15 protein-coding genes and 1 pseudogene are annotated in these 17,951 nt (G+C 63.3%); 7 read left to right on the plus strand and 9 right to left on the minus strand.

Going from position 1 to position 17,951, the window contains the following annotated elements; genetic code table 11:
* Positions 1-35: 35 nt before the first annotated feature.
* From EHO51_RS12885 to EHO51_RS12905, 5 genes are all read right to left on the minus strand, one after another.
* Positions 36-1,319: a M16 family metallopeptidase gene (locus EHO51_RS12885; RefSeq protein WP_124739218.1), complete on the minus strand. Its 1,284-nt coding sequence runs from the start codon at positions 1,317-1,319 to the stop codon at positions 36-38.
* 86 nt (positions 1,320-1,405) lie between these two features.
* The gene (locus EHO51_RS12890) at positions 1,406-2,731 is read right to left on the minus strand and encodes a M16 family metallopeptidase (RefSeq protein WP_124739219.1); all 1,326 of its coding nucleotides are present in this window, start codon (positions 2,729-2,731) and stop codon (positions 1,406-1,408) included.
* 63 nt (positions 2,732-2,794) lie between these two features.
* Positions 2,795-3,499 carry a hypothetical protein gene (locus EHO51_RS12895; protein ID WP_124739220.1) on the minus strand — a complete coding sequence of 235 codons (705 nt, stop codon included), beginning with the start codon at positions 3,497-3,499 and terminating at the stop codon, positions 2,795-2,797.
* A gap of 100 nt (positions 3,500-3,599) precedes the next feature.
* The gene (lspA, locus tag EHO51_RS12900; RefSeq protein WP_245434588.1) at positions 3,600-4,109 is read right to left on the minus strand and encodes a signal peptidase II; all 510 of its coding nucleotides are present in this window, start codon (positions 4,107-4,109) and stop codon (positions 3,600-3,602) included.
* An 85-nt stretch (positions 4,110-4,194) separates the two neighbouring features.
* Positions 4,195-5,952 carry an outer membrane protein gene (locus EHO51_RS12905; RefSeq protein ID WP_164479395.1) on the minus strand — a complete coding sequence of 586 codons (1,758 nt, stop codon included), beginning with the start codon at positions 5,950-5,952 and terminating at the stop codon, positions 4,195-4,197.
* A 436-nt stretch (positions 5,953-6,388) separates the two neighbouring features.
* Between EHO51_RS12905 and groES the strand changes: the two genes are divergently transcribed.
* Entirely contained in the window at positions 6,389-6,676 is a 288-nt protein-coding gene (gene groES, locus EHO51_RS12910; RefSeq protein WP_014890807.1) for a co-chaperone GroES, read from the plus strand.
* Positions 6,677-6,718: 42 nt separating this feature from the next.
* A complete protein-coding gene (groL, locus tag EHO51_RS12915; RefSeq protein ID WP_124739223.1) occupies positions 6,719-8,356 on the plus strand; it encodes a chaperonin GroEL in 1,638 nt (545 codons plus the stop codon).
* A 107-nt stretch (positions 8,357-8,463) separates the two neighbouring features.
* Here groL and EHO51_RS12920 read toward each other — a convergent pair whose 3' ends face one another.
* Complete coding sequence (locus tag EHO51_RS12920; protein WP_124739224.1) at positions 8,464-9,339, minus strand: LysR family transcriptional regulator; 876 nt, start codon at positions 9,337-9,339, stop codon at positions 8,464-8,466.
* Positions 9,340-9,464: 125 nt separating this feature from the next.
* Here EHO51_RS12920 and EHO51_RS12925 point away from each other — a divergent pair, with 125 nt between their 5' ends.
* A complete protein-coding gene (locus EHO51_RS12925; RefSeq protein WP_245434589.1) occupies positions 9,465-10,253 on the plus strand; it encodes a haloacid dehalogenase type II in 789 nt (262 codons plus the stop codon).
* A gap of 47 nt (positions 10,254-10,300) precedes the next feature.
* On the opposite strand, the pseudogene EHO51_RS12930 reads toward EHO51_RS12925, so the two are convergent.
* Positions 10,301-11,091: pseudogene (locus EHO51_RS12930) on the minus strand (SDR family NAD(P)-dependent oxidoreductase).
* Positions 11,092-11,148: 57 nt separating this feature from the next.
* Entirely contained in the window at positions 11,149-11,652 is a 504-nt protein-coding gene (locus EHO51_RS12935; RefSeq protein WP_124739226.1) for a ferritin-like domain-containing protein, read from the minus strand.
* Positions 11,653-11,918: 266 nt separating this feature from the next.
* On the opposite strand from EHO51_RS12935, the gene EHO51_RS12940 reads away from it, so the two are divergent.
* From EHO51_RS12940 to EHO51_RS12955, 4 genes are all read left to right on the plus strand, one after another.
* Complete coding sequence (locus EHO51_RS12940; protein WP_124739227.1) at positions 11,919-12,065, plus strand: aa3-type cytochrome c oxidase subunit IV; 147 nt, start codon at positions 11,919-11,921, stop codon at positions 12,063-12,065.
* Positions 12,066-12,136: 71 nt separating this feature from the next.
* Complete coding sequence (locus tag EHO51_RS12945) at positions 12,137-13,264, plus strand: Re/Si-specific NAD(P)(+) transhydrogenase subunit alpha (RefSeq protein ID WP_124739228.1); 1,128 nt, start codon at positions 12,137-12,139, stop codon at positions 13,262-13,264.
* A 37-nt stretch (positions 13,265-13,301) separates the two neighbouring features.
* Positions 13,302-13,754, plus strand: a complete 453-nt coding sequence (locus EHO51_RS12950; protein WP_018406076.1) for an NAD(P) transhydrogenase subunit alpha — start codon at positions 13,302-13,304, stop codon at positions 13,752-13,754.
* Positions 13,755-13,758: 4 nt separating this feature from the next.
* Positions 13,759-15,156, plus strand: coding sequence for an NAD(P)(+) transhydrogenase (Re/Si-specific) subunit beta (locus EHO51_RS12955; protein ID WP_124739229.1), 1,398 nt, complete (start codon positions 13,759-13,761; stop codon positions 15,154-15,156).
* Between the two features lie 121 nt (positions 15,157-15,277).
* Here the strand turns inward: EHO51_RS12955 and EHO51_RS12960 are convergent, their stop codons facing one another.
* Positions 15,278-17,908, minus strand: a complete 2,631-nt coding sequence (locus EHO51_RS12960; RefSeq protein WP_124739230.1) for a TonB-dependent receptor — start codon at positions 17,906-17,908, stop codon at positions 15,278-15,280.
* Positions 17,909-17,951 lie beyond the last annotated feature (43 nt).

Consider the following 17,951-nt stretch of genomic DNA (forward strand, 5'->3'; position numbering starts at 1 on the left):
AGCAAGATGCCGACCAGCGGCGGCGTGGCCGGCCGCTACACCCCTGCGGGCTTGCCCACCACCGTCACCAGCAGATCGCCGTCGCCGAGGAGCCGCTTCGCGCCGCGCTGACAATCCTCCATCGTCACCGCGGCGATCCGGCCATTGCGTTCGTCAAGGAAGCTCGGCTCGAAACCATCGAGCTGCAGATTGACGAGCTGGCTCGCGATCTTCGTCGACGTGTCGAAGCGCAGCGCATAGGAGCCGATGAGGAATTTCTTCGCCTTGTCCAATTCGTCTTCGGTCGGACCGTTGGCGACGAAGTTTCTGAACTCTTCCTGGATCACGCCGATCGCTTCGCCGGCACGCTCGTTCTTGGTCGCGGCGGCGCCGATCAGCATCGGGCAATGGTCATATTCGTTGAGATGCGAATAGACCGAATAGGCCATGCCGCGCTTTTCGCGCACCTCGCGGAACAGTCGCGACGTGAAGGTGCCGCCGCCCAGAATGTGATTGGCGACGACGACGGCGAAATAGTCTGGATCGTGCTTGGTGATCGACGGGCGTCCGAAGCGGATCGTCGATTGCGGCACGTCAAGATCGACGATTTGGCGCATGCCGACATTGGCGACTTCGATCTCCGGGACGGGCGCGAGATCGTTTTGCAGCGCGAGGCCGCCGAAGGTCGCGTCAAGGAGTTCCGAAAGCCGCGTCGCGTCGATCGCGCCGACGACGCCGATCTTGAGATCGCGTCTCGCGAAGAGCCGTTCGCGCAGGGCGATGAGGTCTTCGCGCGAGAGCGTGTCGATCGACGCAAGGTCGCCGCGCACCGGGCGCCCATAGGGATGGTTCGGGAAGGCCGCTTCGCGGAAGGCTTTCGACGCCATCGAGTCGGGGTCATTGGCGTCGCGCTTCAATTCGGCGGCGAGTTGGCTGCGCACGCGCGCGACGTCGCCGGCTTCGAGCCGCGCATCGTTGAGCGCGAGCTTTAAGAGACCGAACGCCTTGTCGACATTGCGCGAGAGAGTCTGCAAATGGCCAGAGATCGCGTCGCGATCGGCGCCGAAGCCAAGATGAATAGCGAGATCGTCGATGGCGCGATGGAAGCCGCGCGCGTCATAGGGGCCGGCGCCTTCGTCGAGCGTCGCCGCGAGCAGCGTCGCCAATCCGGGCTTCTCGCGAGGATCCTGCGACGCGCCGCCGAGGATCGCGAATTCGAGCGCGACGAGCGGCACGGCGTGGCTTTCCACGAGCCAGGCCTCAAGCCCGGCCGGCGTCGTGATCCGCTGCACATGTTCGGCGCGGGAGGCGATGGTGACGATGGGCGCGTGAGCGGTCATTTCAGTTCCTAACGGAGGTCGGCGGTAGGTCTTGGGCAGTCGAGTCAGGCGTCGGCTTTATGCCGACAACCTGACGCGATCGCCGTCTAGGCTGGAAGCAGAAAGCCCGTGACGGCCCTGCGCTTGTCGAGCCATTTGCGCGCGGCGTTTTGCACGTCCTCGGCCGTCACCTTCTCCATGCGCTCGGGCCAGGCGACGACGTCGTCGATGGTGAGGCCGGTGGCCAGCGCCTCGCCATACCAGCGGGCAAGCGAGGCCTGGCTATCCTGCGCGTAGATGGCGTCGGCGATCAGCCGGGTCTTGGCGCGCTGCAAATGCTCCGCGTCGATCGGCTCCTCCGCGAAACGCCGCAGCACGCGATCGATCGCGACGTCGAGGTCCTGGAGCGAAACATCCGGCGCGGGCGTCGCATAGACCCAGAGCCGCGTGTCGTCGACGGCGGAGCCCATGTAATATGCGCCGGCGCCGACCGCGACCTGCTCTTCGACGACCAGCGTGTCATAGAGCGCGCTCGTTGGTCCGCCGCCGAGCATATAAGCGAGCGTCTCCAGCGCCTCGGCTTCGCCGGGCTTCGCCGTGCTGTAGGACGGCACGAGATAGACCTGCTCATGCGCCGGCTGCTCGACCTTCTCATCGCGCAGCGTCACCAGACGGTGGGCGCGGTGCGGGGGCTCCTGGGCGCGGGCGCGCCGCGGCGGCGCGGCCTGCGCGGGAACCTTGCCGTAGGTGTCCTTGGCGAGACGCTCGACCTCGTCGGCCTCGACGTCGCCGGCGACGATCAGGATGGCGTTTTCCGGCGTATAGAAGCGTTGGTAATAGGCGAGCGCGTGTGCGCGACCGAGCCCCTCGATCTCGTGATTCCAGCCGATGATCGGGATGCCGTAGGGATGATGGGCGAAGAGCGCCGCCTGTACGGCCTCGTCGAGCTGGGCGGAAGGGTCGCTGTCGGTGCGCATGCGACGTTCTTCAAGCACGACGTCGCGCTCCGGATCGACGACCTCGTCGGTCAGAACCAGATTGCGCATGCGATCGGCCTCGAACGCCATCAGCGTGGCGAGATGCTCCTTGCCGATGCGCTGGAAATAGGCCGTGTAATCGTAGCTGGTGAAGGCGTTCTCCTGGCCGCCGAGTTCGGCGACAAGATTCGAGAACTCGCCCTGCGGATGATCCGCCGTGCCCTTGAACATCAGATGTTCGAGAAAATGCGCGATGCCCGACTGGCCGAGCGGATCGTCGGCGGCGCCGTTTTTGTACCAGACCATATGTGTGACGACAGGCGTTCGCGCGTCCGGGATGACGACGACCTCCATGCCGTTGCCGAGCGTGAAGCTCGTAATGCTCGCGCGCGCAGGCCCCGGCGCGGCTGCCCCGGGCGCAAGCGAAACGGCTGACGCCTTCGTCTCAAATGACATGAACGGCCTTTCCCGCGGCGGCGGCCGCGTCTCGGAGAGTGGTTCTCCTATATAGGCCGGAATTTAATTCTTGTCAGAACCTCTCAGGAAGCTCGGCATCATGCTCGACAGGCCGCCGCCGCTTGAACGGGCGACTGTACTTGGCGCGTTCGGATTGCCGGTCTGGGCGACGGGATCGCTGTCGGTGCCGCCGCCACCGCCCCAACTTAACGGATTCCACCAGCTCTTGCCCGACTTCTCGTTGTTATAACTGCTCAAGTCCTTCGTGGGTTGGCGATACCCATCCGGGGGTTCGACGAGCATCCGGCGCGGCGCCACGTCTGGCTCGGCCGCAGCGTTACGGGTGCGCGACGTGAGCACGCGTTGCAGGAAGCCCGGCTCATCGTCGGTTCCAGGGGCCGCCGTCGGACGCGGACCTCGAATGCGTTCGAGAAGGCCTTTCTTTTTTTCTTCGGGCGGCGCGTCCGGAACGCGCGCATAGCGATCGGCGTTACGGCGTCGCTCCGACGAAAGTTCGGTTGGCCATTCGCCCGACCGGGCGCCCCGCTCGCGCGGCGCCGGGAGGTTGCCGGCGCTCGGCGGCAAAACGAGCTTGGGCCGTTCGCTATAATCGATTTTGCCGACGCCCTCGTCCGAAGACGCGCCGACCATCTCCATCATCGCCGACCATGTGGATTTATCGTCGCCGGCTAAGGCTGGCGCGGCCTGGACCGCCGCGAGACCGGCGAGAGCGCAAAGGGCGCAGCGCTGCGACTGAGCAAGCTTCATCTGTCGGACTCCATTCGGGCTCCGGTTATATTCGGCTACATGGACGCGACTTATTGGCGATTTAGTGGCGAAGGCTGGGCCACGCTCGACCAGAGCGCGTTCAGGTCTCGGCGCGCCGCTCCTGGGGCAGGAAAAACCCTTCAATGACCAGCAGCGCCACGCCCGCCGTAATGAAGACATCGGCAAGGTTAAACACGTAGTTAGCCAAAGGTCCGACGGGCAGACTGGTGTGCAGGTAGAAGAAATCGGCGACAGCCCCCCGTGTGATGCGGTCGGCGGCGTTGCCGAGCGCGCCGCCAATGATCAGCCCGAGCGCCACAGCCGTCGCGCGACTCTGCGTGCGCACCATCCAGATCGCCAGCCCGGCGATGATCGCGCCCTGCATGGTCAAGAGCGCGAGGCGGGTTAAGGCCTCATGGGCGGGAAACAGCGAATAGGAGACGCCGTAGTTCCAGGACAATACGATGTCGAGGAACGGCGCAAGGCTCATCGGCGGCCGGGCGGCGACGTCAAATATATTCAGCATCCAGAATTTATGCGCCTGGTCGAAGGCCAGAGCGGCGAGCGCCGCGGCGAGGCCGAGCGCGCGAGGGGAAAGTCTGCCGGACAAGCGTGATCTCCGTGACGCCAACGCAGCATTAAGCCGGATCAATGCGAAAAAGAAAGCGCGCCCCGCTCATGCGTCGATCAGGCGATCACTGGGCGAGGATGATCGGTCCTTCCGGCTCGGGCCAGTCGATCCGGTAATTGAGGCCGGTGCGGATAAGATGAGTCGCGCTGGCGCTCGAGGCGACGAAATGTGCGGGAAATCCGTCCAGAACGGAGCCGCCGAAGGCGTTGATCGGATAGCTCTGCCGGCCCAGATCGACGTAGAGCCATTCGGCCTTGAGGCTCCAATTTCGGGCGACGGCGTATTCGAGCCCCGCGCCGGCGGTCCAGCCCGTCGCCAAGCCGGAATAGGCGCCGGCCGAGCAATAGAAGTCGAGCGCGCAGAACTTGTTGCCGTCGCCGAGCGCGCCAAGCGCCGAGACCTGTCCATAGGCGAAGCCGCCGGTGACGTAGAGCATGAAGTCCTCGCGCGGCAGAATCCCGAAGCGCCCGCGCACAGTCCCGAGCGACTCGAGCAGCCGCTTGGTGCTAGCGGCGAAATTCCGACGGTCGCCGAAGTCGACGGAAGCGCCGAACGAGCCGCCGATATTGGCGTAGGCGAAATCGGTCTCGAGACCCGCGACGAGGAACGGATGCAAGCGCCAGTTATAGCCGATCTGCCCGCCGCCGACGAAGCCCGCGATGTCCGAACGCTGCGCGAAGGGCGCCTTGAAGTCCGTCTGGAGGATCGCCGCTTCCGGCGAGCGCGCCGCGAGCGTCGTATCTTTCGCCGCGCCGAAACCATAGCCGACATGGCCGCCGAGATAGACGCCGCGCCATTCATGCGGCTCGGCGTCCGCCCTGCCGAAGAACGGCCCGAAATTTCCAGCGCCGGTCGGATCGTCAGGCCCGCCAAAGCGGTAGCCCGCCTGCAGGAAAAAGCCATAGCGCTGCGAAAATGAGTAGATCGGCCTGGTCACGTTGTTGACCAGGCGCTCGCCATGGTCCTTGCCTGGCGCGCTGAACTGCCAATAGCGGCCGCCGACGCCCACGCTGAAACGCGACGTCAGATCATAGGCGATGAGGCCTTCGAGCTGAAAACCGTCCCCCTTGCCCGACTGCTGCGCGCCTCGGATTTCGGGGCGAAAATTGTGATAGTCGGTGTTCCACAACCAGCTATGTATCCAGGCCGCTTCGAGCGATGCGCGCAAGCCCGGCACGAGTTCGATCTCGCCGCCGACGCCGACCCGCAGCGAGTTCCAGGCGACGTCGAAATCGAGCCCGTCCAGACTCGTCGGGTAAGGAACCCTGTTCGGCGGATCGGTCGAGCAAAACTCCGTGCCGGCGAGAATCTGCGCGCAGCCGAATGAATTCATCCGCTCATGGAAATTATTATATCCAACGAAAGGACTAATTCTGACCGGCTGGCCGGTCGGCAATCTGTTCTCTACGACATTATAGCCCAGATCGACGGTGACATATTTGAGCGAGCCGCCGCTCTGGACATGGACAGTATTGCTGTAGGGGCCCTTGGTCGCGGCGACAGTATCCTCGTCATTGAGCTTGCCGCTCGCGAGAGTCCCGCCGCCGAGAAAACCTTTAAGGAAGACGCCGCTCTCGTGGTCGACGCGAAAGAAGGTCTCGGCTGAATGCCCGGTCAAATCGCCGAAGGTGAGACGTGAAATCAACAGTCCGGGGACCTGGGCGTCGTAGTAATCGTATTTATGGTTGCCCGAACTGAACCAGTAGCGGGTCCCAAATTCCACGCGCCAAGGCGAAGCCGCCAATAGTGCCGGCGGCGCTTTCAAGCCGAGCGGCGCCGGATCGTCGGCCTTGGCGGCGCCGGCGGCCAGGAGGGCCGTCACTAAAATAGCCGTCACTGAAATAAATGCGGAACGCGTTCTGTGCATGCGGCGCCCCGGGCTCGGCGGACGATGGACGGCGATTGAGCCGACCGCAAAGACGCACGACGCTGACGACGACGCTACAATTTAGATGGATGCTTATGGTTTCTATTTTATTAAGCGCCGTCAACGCTATAGCGGTCCGCGCAACAGCATAGCCGCCGTGCCAGGCGCCGCGCCCGACCCGTCTAATGGCTAAGATCAACCTTTAGGCTGCGCTGTGGCTGCGCGGCGCCAAAACTGAAAATTCTGCGCCTGTCCCCAACTTGACAGCGATTGGCCTCGCCCATATCTGTGTGGCGCCTGCTGGCACTCATCTCACGTGAGTGCCAACAAGCCTTCGCATATCCCTTTTTGGCGGGCCGAACCCGTCAGGTCAGAAAAGGAAAGATTAACAATGACGTTCCGTCCCCTCCACGACCGCGTCGTGGTCAAGCGACTCGAAGGCGAGGAAAAAACCAAAGGCGGCATCATCATTCCGGACACCGCGAAAGAGAAGCCGCAAGAGGGCAAGGTCATTTCCGTCGGCCCCGGCGCTCGCGACGAAAACGGCAAGCTGAACCCGCTGGACGTTAAGTCCGGCGACCGCGTGCTTTTCGGCAAATGGTCCGGCACCGAAGTCAAGATCGACGGCGACGACCTGCTCATCATGAAGGAAAGCGACATCCTCGGCATCGTCGACTGACTCGACGCCGCCGTTCGCTTCCAACCCCCAGGAGAATTGTAAATGGCTGCAAAAGACGTCCGTTTCTCCACTGACGCCCGAGACCGCATTCTGCGCGGCGTCGAAATCCTCAACAACGCCGTTAAGGTCACACTTGGTCCCAAGGGCCGCAACGTCGTGATCGAGAAGTCCTTTGGCGCGCCGCGCATCACCAAGGACGGCGTCACCGTCGCCAAGGAAATCGAGCTTGCCGACAAGTTCGAAAATCTCGGCGCCCAGCTCGTCCGCGAAGTCGCCTCCAAGCAGAACGACCTCGCTGGCGACGGCACCACCACCGCAACCGTTCTTGCCGCCTCGATCGCCCGTGAAGGCGCGAAGGCGGTCGCCGCCGGCCTCAATCCCATGGATCTGAAGCGTGGCGTCGACCTCGCCGTCGACGCAATCGTCGCCGATCTCAAAGCGCATTCGAAGAAGGTCACTTCGAACGACGAGATCGCCCAGGTCGGCAAGATTTCGGCCAATGGCGACGACTTCATCGGCCAGGAAATCGCCAAGGCGATGCAGAAGGTCGGCAATGAAGGCGTCATCACGGTGGAAGAGGCCAAGAGCCTCGAGACCGAGACCGACATCGTCGAGGGCATGCAGTTCGATCGCGGCTATCTCTCGCCCTACTTCATCACCAACGCCGAGAAGATGATCGCCGAACTCGACGATCCCTACATTCTCATCCACGAGAAGAAGCTTTCGACGCTGCAGCCGCTGCTGCCGATCCTCGAAGCTGTGGTGCAGACCGGCAAGCCGCTGCTCATCGTCGCTGAGGACATTGAAGGCGAAGCGCTGGCGACCCTCGTCGTCAACAAGCTGCGCGGCGGCCTGAAGATCGCCGCCGTCAAGGCGCCTGGCTTTGGCGATCGCCGCAAGGCGATGCTCGAAGACATCGCCATCCTCACCGGCGGCGAGTTGATCGCCGAGGACCTCGGCATCAAGCTCGAGAACGTCACGCTCGCCATGCTCGGCCGCGCCAAGCGCGTGCGCATCGAGAAGGAGAACACGACGATCATCGACGGCGCCGGCGAGAAGAAGGACATCGAGGCGCGCATCGCCCAGATCAAAGGACAGATCGAGGAGACCACCTCGGACTACGACCGCGAAAAGCTGCAGGAGCGTCTCGCGAAGCTCGCGGGCGGCGTCGCGGTGATCCGCGTCGGCGGCGCGACCGAGGTCGAAGTGAAGGAAAAGAAGGATCGCGTCGACGACGCCCTCAACGCCACTCGCGCGGCGGTCGAGGAAGGCGTGTCGCCCGGCGGCGGCGTGGCGTTGCTGCGCGCCATCAAGGCGCTCGACGGCGTCAAGGTCGGCAATCCTGATCAGCAGACCGGCGTCGACATCGTCCGCAAGGCGATTCAGGCGCCGGCGCGCCAGATCGTCGACAACGCCGGCGGCGACGGTGCCGTGGTGGTCGGCAAGCTGCTCGAAGCCACCGAATACGGCTACGGCTTCGACGCCCAGAAGGGCGAGTACGGCGATCTGATGAAGCTCGGCATCATCGACCCGACCAAGGTCGTGCGCACCGCACTGCAGGACGCCGCTTCGATCGCCGGTCTGATCATCACCACCGAGGCGACGATCACCGAAGCGCCGAAGAAGGACGGCCCCCCGGCCATGCCGGGCGGCGGCGGCATGGGCGGCATGGACTTCTAAGTCTGCGCTCATTGCGAACAAAACAAAGCCCCGGGCGAAAATCCGGGGCTTTTTTGCTGGGACGGGCCGATTAAGGTCCGAAGACGGTCAGACGCCGGATTTGCGCGTTACAGTGCTTGCGGGTTTTGGGTCGCGCCGAATATGCCTTCGATCCACGCCGTCACCGCCCTGATCCTTGGGACGTTTCTGTCGCCGGGATTGACGAGCAGCCACACTTCGCGTTTGAGCACGGGCGCTTTGTCGCCGAGCCGGCGCAACCCAGACTCGCGATCGGCGATCAAACAGGGAAGCAGCGACTTTCCGATGCCGAACTTTACGGCGTTCAGGGCCAGCTCGGAGTCATTGACGGCAAGGCCAGCCGGATGTCCCTGCCGACTGACCGCCCGATTGATCCAGGCGACGTGTGGAAGCCCGGCCATCTCCGCCTCGTAAGTAATCCATGAAAGCCGCCGCGCGTCCCCTTCGCTTGGCGCGTAAACGGCATAGTCGAGGTCTGCGATGCGGCGGGTGATCGCGCGCTGATCCTCTCGCGGTCTCGCGTGGCGAAGCGCGAGGTCGGCATCGCGACGCATGACGCTTAGATTGCGCGGCTCGGCGACAACCTCGAGCGATAGTCCCGGATAAACTTGAGTCAGCTGCTTGATCGCGGGCAGCAGAAGACGGCTCGCGATGAGCGGGATTGCGGTGATGCGGACGCTGCCGGTCGGCTCGGCGTCGACGCCAGTCGACGATTCGGCGATCGCGATGGCCTCTTCTTCCATTCGCTCCGCGCGTTCAATGATATACGAGCCGATCTCGGTCAGGCGCCAGCGGGGCTCGAACAGCGTCAATCCGAGGCCTTGTTCGATGCGCCGAACCCGCCGCGCCACCGTGGTCTCGTCCACCCGCAAAGCCTTTGCCGCCGGCGCGATGGCGTTTGCGCGCGCCACCGCCAGCACGTAGCGCAGATCGTTCCAGTTTAGTGGCGGCAAGTTTGCTGACATGGGCGGCAAAACTACTGCTGCCGAGGCGTTTTTGCATCAACTAGGTTTCTCCCGTCGACCTCTGAAGACGGAGCCGGGCCATGCACATTGATCGTCGTCTGCTTATCCAGGGAGGTCTGGCGTCGATGACCAGCTCGCGATCGCCGGAACCTTCCCGACGTTCCTTCACAACTGCGGCCGCGCGCTTCAAGGCTTTGGCCTTCGACGCATTCCCGATCTTCGATCCCCGGCCAATTGACGCACGCGCCGAGGCGCTTTTTCCAGGAAACGGAACGCGACTTGTCGAGTTGTGGCGAAATCGTCAGTTCGAATACTCATGGCTGCGAACTGCGTCGGGCCAATATGTGGACTTCATGAAAGTATCGGAGGAAGCGCTGGTCTTTGCCGGCCACGCGCTCAGGCTGCAATTGAGCGGAGAAACGCGCGATCAACTCCTTCGCGCATATCTGACGCTCGGCGCATGGCCTGACGCCAAGCCGGCTCTGCAGGGACTGCGGTCCGCGGGCGTTCGTCTCGCGCTACTTTCCAATCTTACGCCAGATATGCTCAACGGATCGATCGCAAGATCCGGGCTTGAAGGCTTTTTCGAGCATGTCCTGAGCACGGATAGGGCGAAGACGTACAAACCAAGTCCAGACGCGTATCGGCTAGGGGTCGATGCGTTCGGACTGGCGGAAAACCAAATCTTGTTCGTCGCCTTTGCCGGATGGGACGCGGCAGGCGCAAAGGCGTTTGGCTATCCGACGTTTTGGGTCAATAGGCTCGGTCTGCCTCCCGAGGAGTTGGGGAGCAAAGCTGATGCAGAGGGTAAATCGCTCGCCGAACTGACGGCATATGTGCTCGATTGCGCTTGTACGGACCGGCGCGCGCACCCAGATCGTCGCTTCCAGCGCCGGCGCCGCGCGCGCCAATAAGAAAGCTCCCAACCAGCGTCGGGGCGCTGTTCTGCGCCGCCGACCGGCTACTGACCCGCCGTGCCCGGCGCAGTGATCTGCGCATGTTTCTTCGCGAGTATCTGCGCCGGGGTGATGTTCGCCGTCGCAACCTGCAATTTGTTGCGCCAGCCGCTGATGATCTCTGCGTCGCCGCGCATCATCGCCTCGAAACCATCCATGCCACTTCTTGCGCGGACGCCTTTTCAGACCGTCCGACCTTCGTGTCCATCAGATCCGCGCGCTCGAAGAAATCGGTCGCGGTCACTCCCGGCATCAGGCAAGTGACGGTGACGCCTGAATCTTCGAGTTCCTCGCGCAGCGCGAAGCAGAAGCTGTTGAGAAAGGACTTCGTTGCGTTGTAGACGGCCTGATACGACCCCGGAATAAAGCCGGCGATGGAGCCGGTTACGAGAATGCGGCCGGCGCCGCGCGCCCGCATGTCGCGCGCAACCTTGTGAAGCAGATAAATCGTGCAGGTGACATTCGTGTCGAGTACATGCCGCTCGGCCGAGAAGTCTTGATCGAGAAAGCCGCGACCCAATCCATGCCCGGCGTTGGCGAGAAGCGCGTCGATCTGGCGCCCATCAGCCGCGGCGCATAACCGGTCGACGCCGTCCGTTGTGGAGAGGTCGGTTTCAACCTCGGCCACATGCGCGCCGAGCTCCCGAAATCGAGCGGCTGCGCCATGAATTTCCGGGCGATCGGCCGCGACCGCCAGATCGAAGCCGCGCTCAGCGCAGATCAAAGCGAGTTCGTAGCCGATACCCGAGGAGGCCCCCGTCACCACGGCGAGCGGCTTCTTTGAAGTCTGATTCATTTCACGTCAACGGCGCCGCCCGAGAGCGACGCCGCTGCTCCTATTAGCGATTTTCCGTTAGGCGGCCTTACGGTTGATCCGCCCTTCGGCGAGCGACGAGAGTTTCTTGTCAGCGTTCTTTTCTTCGGCAAGCGTCTCCGACAGAAGCTGCGCGCAGTCCTCGCGGCCAAGCTCCTTCGCCCAGGCGATCAGCGTGCCATAGCGCGTGATCTCATAATGCTCGACCGCCTGCGCGCTCGCGATCAACGCCGCGTCCAGCACTTCATCGTCAGCGGTTTCGCCGGAGATTTCTTCGGCCTCTTCGAGGATGCCGTCGATCGCCGGGCAGTTGACGCCCTTGGGAGCCACACCATGCAGCTGAAAGACTTTCTCGAGCCGGCGCACCTGATTTTCCGTCTCGCCGAGGTGCTGCTCGAATGCTTCCCTCAGCTGCGGATCGGAGGCCTTCTCGACCATATCGGGCAGCGCTTTCAGGATCTGATTTTCGGCATAGTAGATGTCGCGCAGCGTGTGCACGAACAGATCGTCGATCGTCTTGATGTCTTTGGAAAAGAGACCCATCGTGCCGCTCCGGTTTGCGATGTTGGGGAAAGCCCGCCGGCCGCAGGCGTGCAGTGGAACGCCGCCGACGAGCGAATGTTCCCCATGGAGCGGAGAGGCGCGGCAAAGCTCCCGAAAGGGCCGCGCCCGGATTTCCTCGCTTGCCCCGCGCGTCGGGGCGCCGCAGCTTTCCGAAGCTTCAGGCCGTTGCCCTATGGCTTCCGCTCGTTTAGCATCAGCTTCGCACGCGGAGTCACGCGCGCGTCAGCAAGAATCGGGAGAGCGAAATGGCGAGCTTGCGCACGCCGGCGGAGTCGAACGGCGACTGGGCCGAGCATCTAAGGACCTACAACTCATTCTTGTTGCTGCTGAAGATCGGCGCGGCAAGCACGGCGGTCCTGCTGCTCCTGCTGTATTTCTTCGTCGCGCGCTAGGTTCAGAGCCTCCGCTTTTACCGCTGTCGGCGACGCTGGCGGCGACGGTTTTTCCACAACCGGAGTTCGTTATGCGCATCGCCGTATTGGCTGAAACGGATAAATCCGAGCCGCGCGTCGCGGCCACACCCGAGACCGTCAAGAAATTCATCGGGCTGGGCGCCGACGTCGTGGTCGCGGCCGGCGCGGGCGCCGACGCCGGCTTCGCCGACAGCGACTACGCCGCCGCCGGCGCGACGATCGCCGATAGCGCGGCGGCCGCGCTGACGGGCGCCGACGTCGCGCTGCGCGTGCGCCGTCCTTCGGCTGCGGAGCTTGCGGGCGCAAAATCCAATCTCGCGGTGATCGCGATCATGGATCCCTTTGGCGCCGGGGCTCAGCTTGCCGATCTCGCCAAGAGCGGCGCGATCGCCTTCGCCATGGAGCTCATGCCGCGCATTACGCGCGCGCAAACCATGGACGTGCTGTCGTCCCAAGCCAATCTCGCCGGCTATCGCGCCGTTATTGACGCGATGGCCGAATATGGCCGCTCCTTTCCGATGATGATGACCGCCGCCGGCACCGTCCCGGCGGCGAAAGTCTTTATAATGGGCGTCGGCGTCGCCGGTCTGCAGGCGATCGCCACGGCGCGGCGCATGGGCGCGATCGTCACCGCCACCGACGTGCGGCCGGCGACGAAGGAGCAGGTCGAATCGCTCGGCGCGAAATTCATCGCCGTCGAGAACGAAGAGTTCAAACAGGCCGAGACCTCCGGCGGCTACGCCAAGGAGATGTCGCCTGAATATCAAAAGGCGCAGGCCGAACTCGTCGCTGCGCACATCGCCAAGCAGGACATCGTCATCACCACGGCGCTGATCCCCGGCCGGCCGGCGCCCAAGCTCATCTCGGCGGAGATGGTGCGCTCCATGCGGCCTGGCTCAGTCATCGTCGATCTTGCGGCCGAGCGCGGCGGCAACTGCGAATTGACCAAGCCCGGCGAAACGGTGGTCGTCGACGGCGTGAAGATCCTTGGCGCGCTGAACCTCGCCGGCCGCATGGCGTCGACGGCGTCGAGCCTCTACGCCAAGAATCTGCTGGCCTTCGTCGAGACGCTCGTCTCGAAGGACACCAAGCAGCTCGCCATCAATTGGGACGACGAACTGGTGAAGGCGACCGCGCTGACCCGCGACGGCGCCGTGGTCGACGAGCGTTTTAAATAGCCGCCTGCGCGCATATCAAACTAAGGGGCGTTAAGCGATGACCGACTCTACGCAACAATTGCTCGAGAAGGCGCAGGCGGCGGCCGAGGCCGCCCGCCATCTGGCCGAACAGGCGCAACACTATTCGGACGAACTCGCACATACGGCCGCCGCGGCGGCGGCGCACGGGCTCGCCGGCGGCGCCATTGATCCTTTCGTCTTCCGCGTGGCGATCTTCGCCATGGCGGTGTTCGTCGGCTATTACGTCGTCTGGTCGGTGACGCCGGCGCTGCATACGCCGCTGATGTCGGTCACGAACGCGATTTCCTCCGTCATCATCGTCGGCGCGCTGCTCGCGGCGGGCGTCGAAGGCATGACCGCCGCCGAGGCGTCGGGCTCCTGGTGGGCGAACGCCTTCGGTTTCATCGCGGTCATTCTCGCCAGCGTGAACATCTTCGGCGGCTTCCTCGTCACCGAACGCATGCTCTCCATGTACAAGAAGAAGGGCTGAGGCCATGAGCGCCAATATCGCAGCCCTTCTCTATCTCGTCGCCGGCGTGCTGTTCATCTTCGCGCTGCGCGGCCTCTCTTCGCCCGCCACCTCTCGCGAGGGCAATCGCTACGGCATGATCGGCATGGCGATCGCCGTGGCGACGACGCTGCTGACGCATTTCCCCTCCTTCGGCGGCCTGCTGATGATCGTGATCGGCGTCGCCATCGGCGGCGGCGCGGGCGCTTTCATCGCCCAGCGCGTTCCGATGACGAAGATGCCTGAACTTGTCGCTGGCTTCCACGCGCTGGTCGGCCTGGCGGCGGTGCTTGTCGCGGCCGGCGCCTTTTTCGCGCCGCGCGCCTTCGGCATCGGCGACGCCAATGAGATTCACGCCGGCAGCCTCGTCGAAATGTCGCTCGGCGCGGCGATCGGCGCGATCACCTTCACCGGATCGATCATCGCCTTTCTAAAGCTTTCCGAACGCATGACCGGCAAGCCGATCCTGCTGCCGGAACGCCATACCATCAACATCATGCTCGGCGTCTCCCTGCTGGCGCTGACGGCGCTCTTCGTCGGCACGCAGAGCGGCGTCTGGCTGTTCCTGCTGATTCTCGCCTCCTTCGCCTTGGGCGTGACGCTGATCATTCCGATCGGCGGCGCCGACATGCCGGTGGTCGTCTCCATGCTCAACTCCTATTCGGGTTGGGCGGCGGCCGGCATCGGCTTCACGCTGGGCAATCTCGCGCTGATCATCACCGGCGCGCTTGTCGGCTCGTCGGGCGCAATCCTCTCCTACATCATGTGCAAGGGGATGAACCGCAGTTTCATCTCCGTCATTCTCGGCGGCTTCGGCGGCGAGGTGGCGGGGCCTGCTGGCGGCAAGGAGACGCGCAACGTCAAGCAGGGTTCGGCGGAAGACGCCGCCTATATCATGCAGAACGCCGGCAAGATCATCATCGTGCCGGGCTACGGCATGGCGGTCGCGCAGGCGCAACACGCGCTGCGCGAAATGGCCGACATGCTCAAGGAGGAAGGCGTCGACATCAAATACGCCATCCATCCGGTCGCGGGCCGCATGCCGGGCCATATGAATGTGCTGCTCGCCGAGGCCAATGTGCCCTATGATGAAGTGTTCGAGCTCGAGGACATCAACTCCGAATTCGGACAGGCGGACGTCGCCTTCGTCATCGGCGCCAACGACGTGACCAACCCCGCCGCCAAGACCGATAAGACCTCGGCGATCTATGGCATGCCGATTCTCGACGTCGAAAAGGCGAAGACGGTTCTGTTCCTGAAACGCGGCATGGGCTCTGGATACGCCGGCGTCGAGAACGAGCTGTTCTTCAGACCAAACACGATGATGCTGTTCGGCGACGCCAAGAAGACCGTCGAGTCGATCGTCAAGTCGCTGGCGCATTAAGTCTCTTCAACGCCGCCAAAACAAAACGCCCGGGAGTTTCTCCCGGGCTTTTCTTTTGCGTCCATACCGCCCCGAAGCGGAGTCTCCGCGAAGGGGGAATGATCCCGCTTCGCGTTCGGGACTACTCCCAGTTCCAGGCGACCGGCTGGAGCCAGCCGCCAAATTGCGGCCAGCCTTCGTTGCCGGTGTAGAAAATGCCCGGCAAATTCTTGCCCGTGCCATATTCGTACTTCGCTGAGAAGATGAAGGTCCGCTGTGGATAGGGGTGGAACAGCGCGAATTTGTAATTGTTCACATTGTCGATGCCGGCGTCGAACGACCAGCGGTCGCTGTATTTGTAATGCGCGTGCAGATCGACCATGAAGAAGCGATCCGACGAGCCGAAGATGCCATGCACGAGATCGTTGTTGGCGAGCGTGCGCCAGATGCGATCCTGCCAGCGCATCGCCACCGTGAACGCCCAACTGTCATCCGGGCGATAGGTGACTCCGAAATTCCAGCGCCATTTCGGCACGCCCGGCGCATTCTTGCCGGCGACCGATGTCGCCCATGGAAACTCGAAGCTCGTTCCGAACGGCGATGTCGCAGATGGCGCCGAAGGCTGCCATCTGCTGAACGAGATGACCCGTGAATTGACGAATGTCACGCTGCCGAACAGTTGGAGTCCCTTGTAGTAGACATTGTCCTTCTGCCACGCGAACTCCGCGCCGGTATTGCGAAGGCGGTCGACGTTGATATTGGCGTTGGCCTGAAAGGCCGAGCCGGGAACGATCGTGGCGTTGCTGATAATCGCGTCGCGCGCTTCTTCGTCGAAGAGCGACAGCCGCGCCCAGCTGTCGGGACCAAGGCTGCGTTGAAAGACGATCTCCTTGGTCAGAGCGGTCTCTGGACGCAGATTGGGGTTGGGATTGGAGACGAATCCCGTCGCGCCCGGCGTCGCGGTGAGATTGTAGAGTTCGCGCACGGTCGGAAAGCGATTGGCCATGCCGATATTGCCGGTGATTGTCCAATAGGGATCCGCCTCCCAGCGCAGCGACGCCTTCGGCGAAACGCGCGTGGAATACAGATTGGGCTGGAAGATCGGCAACATGGTCCCAAGCGTCGCCGAAGCGCCGGTGGCGGCGGCGTTCAATCCTCCGAGCAGCTGATTGTATCCGTCGGAGGCTTGCCAATGCTCGCCGCGAACGCCGAGCGTCAGTTTCAGGTCGGGACGCAGGAGAATCGCATCCTGCGCCCAGAGCGCCTGCGTGCGCGTCGTGCCGCTGCCGACCGATTGCACGACGCCAAGCGACGACTGCATGCCCGCTGTCCAATTCGTCGTGACCCAGATCGGATTGTTCGAGTGGTATTGGTCGCCGTGTATGCCGAAGCTGATGTCGTGCATGCCCTCGGGGCCGTCCGGCCGATAAATGCCCTTCAGGTCGAGAAGCGTCCAGTAGGTGCCGGTGAAGATTGTGTCCCGCCCCGTCTGCGTATAGCCGCCGAAGGGGTTGATGCCGGTCGACGGCACCCCGCTCCAGGCCGAGCGCGAAGAGCTGTAGGGGTAGGTGAAATGCGAGGCGGAAAGCTCGAAGTCGAAAACGCCCTGCGTATTCGACTTGAGCGCCAAGGAGTTGACCAGGATGGTCTCCTGATAGCGCAGATTGGCCGCGCCGAAGCCTTGCAACGTGGTCAGAGGCAGCGCAGCAGGCCCCGAGGGCGGGCCAAAGACTTCGTTGCGTCCCCCCGACAGATAGTTCAGCGGCCAGGACACGCGATCGCTGTTGAACACGCCGAGCGTATAGACGCCGCGGATCGTCGGCGTGAAGTCATAAGCGACCTTCACCTTGCCGTTGATGAAATTCTCCTCCGATATCGATCCCGAGCCGACGATCGACTGCGGCACGCCATAGACATTTTGCGAGAAGATCGCGCCCGGATAAGGATAGAAGCGGTTAGCGTTGATGAACGAAATCGGCTGGTTGTTGTTCCAGGCGTAATTGAGCGCGACGAAATAGGACAGATCGCCGATTTTATCGCCGATGGTCAGCGCCGTCGTCGTCGTCGGCAGGCCGAGCTGAGCGCCCCACCACGCAAAATCCTGCACCGCAACGGTCTGCTTGGCGGTGACTTCGAGATGCTCCGGCATGCGCGTGGTGAATTTGATGACGCCGCCGATCGAATTGCCCGGATACTGCGCCGCATAGGGCCCATAGAGATAGTCGACGCGCTCGATCTCTTCCGGCGAGATAAGCCCCCAGCGCGGCTGGCCGTCAGTGTGGCCGTTGGAGATGAGCTGGCTGATCAAGAGATCGTCGACATAGACCAGAGCGCGCGCCGACGAGAGGCCCCAGGTGCGCGTCTGAATCATGCCTTCATTGCCGCCGCGCAATTTGCGCACGAACAAGCTCGGCACATATTTGAGCGCATCCTGGCTATCGACGATGTTGATCTTCTCTTTGATGTCGCGGCGCGTGACGCTCGCGACCGTGTTGGGCAATTGCCAGCGCTGAACGAAAGCCGGCTTGCCGTCAGGAAGCGTCGCCGACCAGATTGAGACAGGCGCGGGGCCCGGAGCCGGAGCCGGCGCGACATTTGTCGCGGCGCCTGGAACCCCAGTCGTCGGCCGCCTGACGACGCCGCGGCGTTGACCGCCGACGTCGATCGTAGGCAGCGACTGCTGCGCAGCGGCGCGCGTCGCGTAAAGTTCGGAAAGCGCAAAGATGGCGAGAGCGCCGGCGGAGACGCCGCGCAGAAGCGAGTGGCGAGACATGAAATGCTTCCTTCTAGCGCCGGTCAAGGCGGCGCGACTGACC

Origin of the sequence: Methylocystis rosea (assembly GCF_003855495.1) — a bacterium.
Classification (GTDB): Bacteria; Pseudomonadota; Alphaproteobacteria; order Rhizobiales; family Beijerinckiaceae; genus Methylocystis; species Methylocystis rosea_A.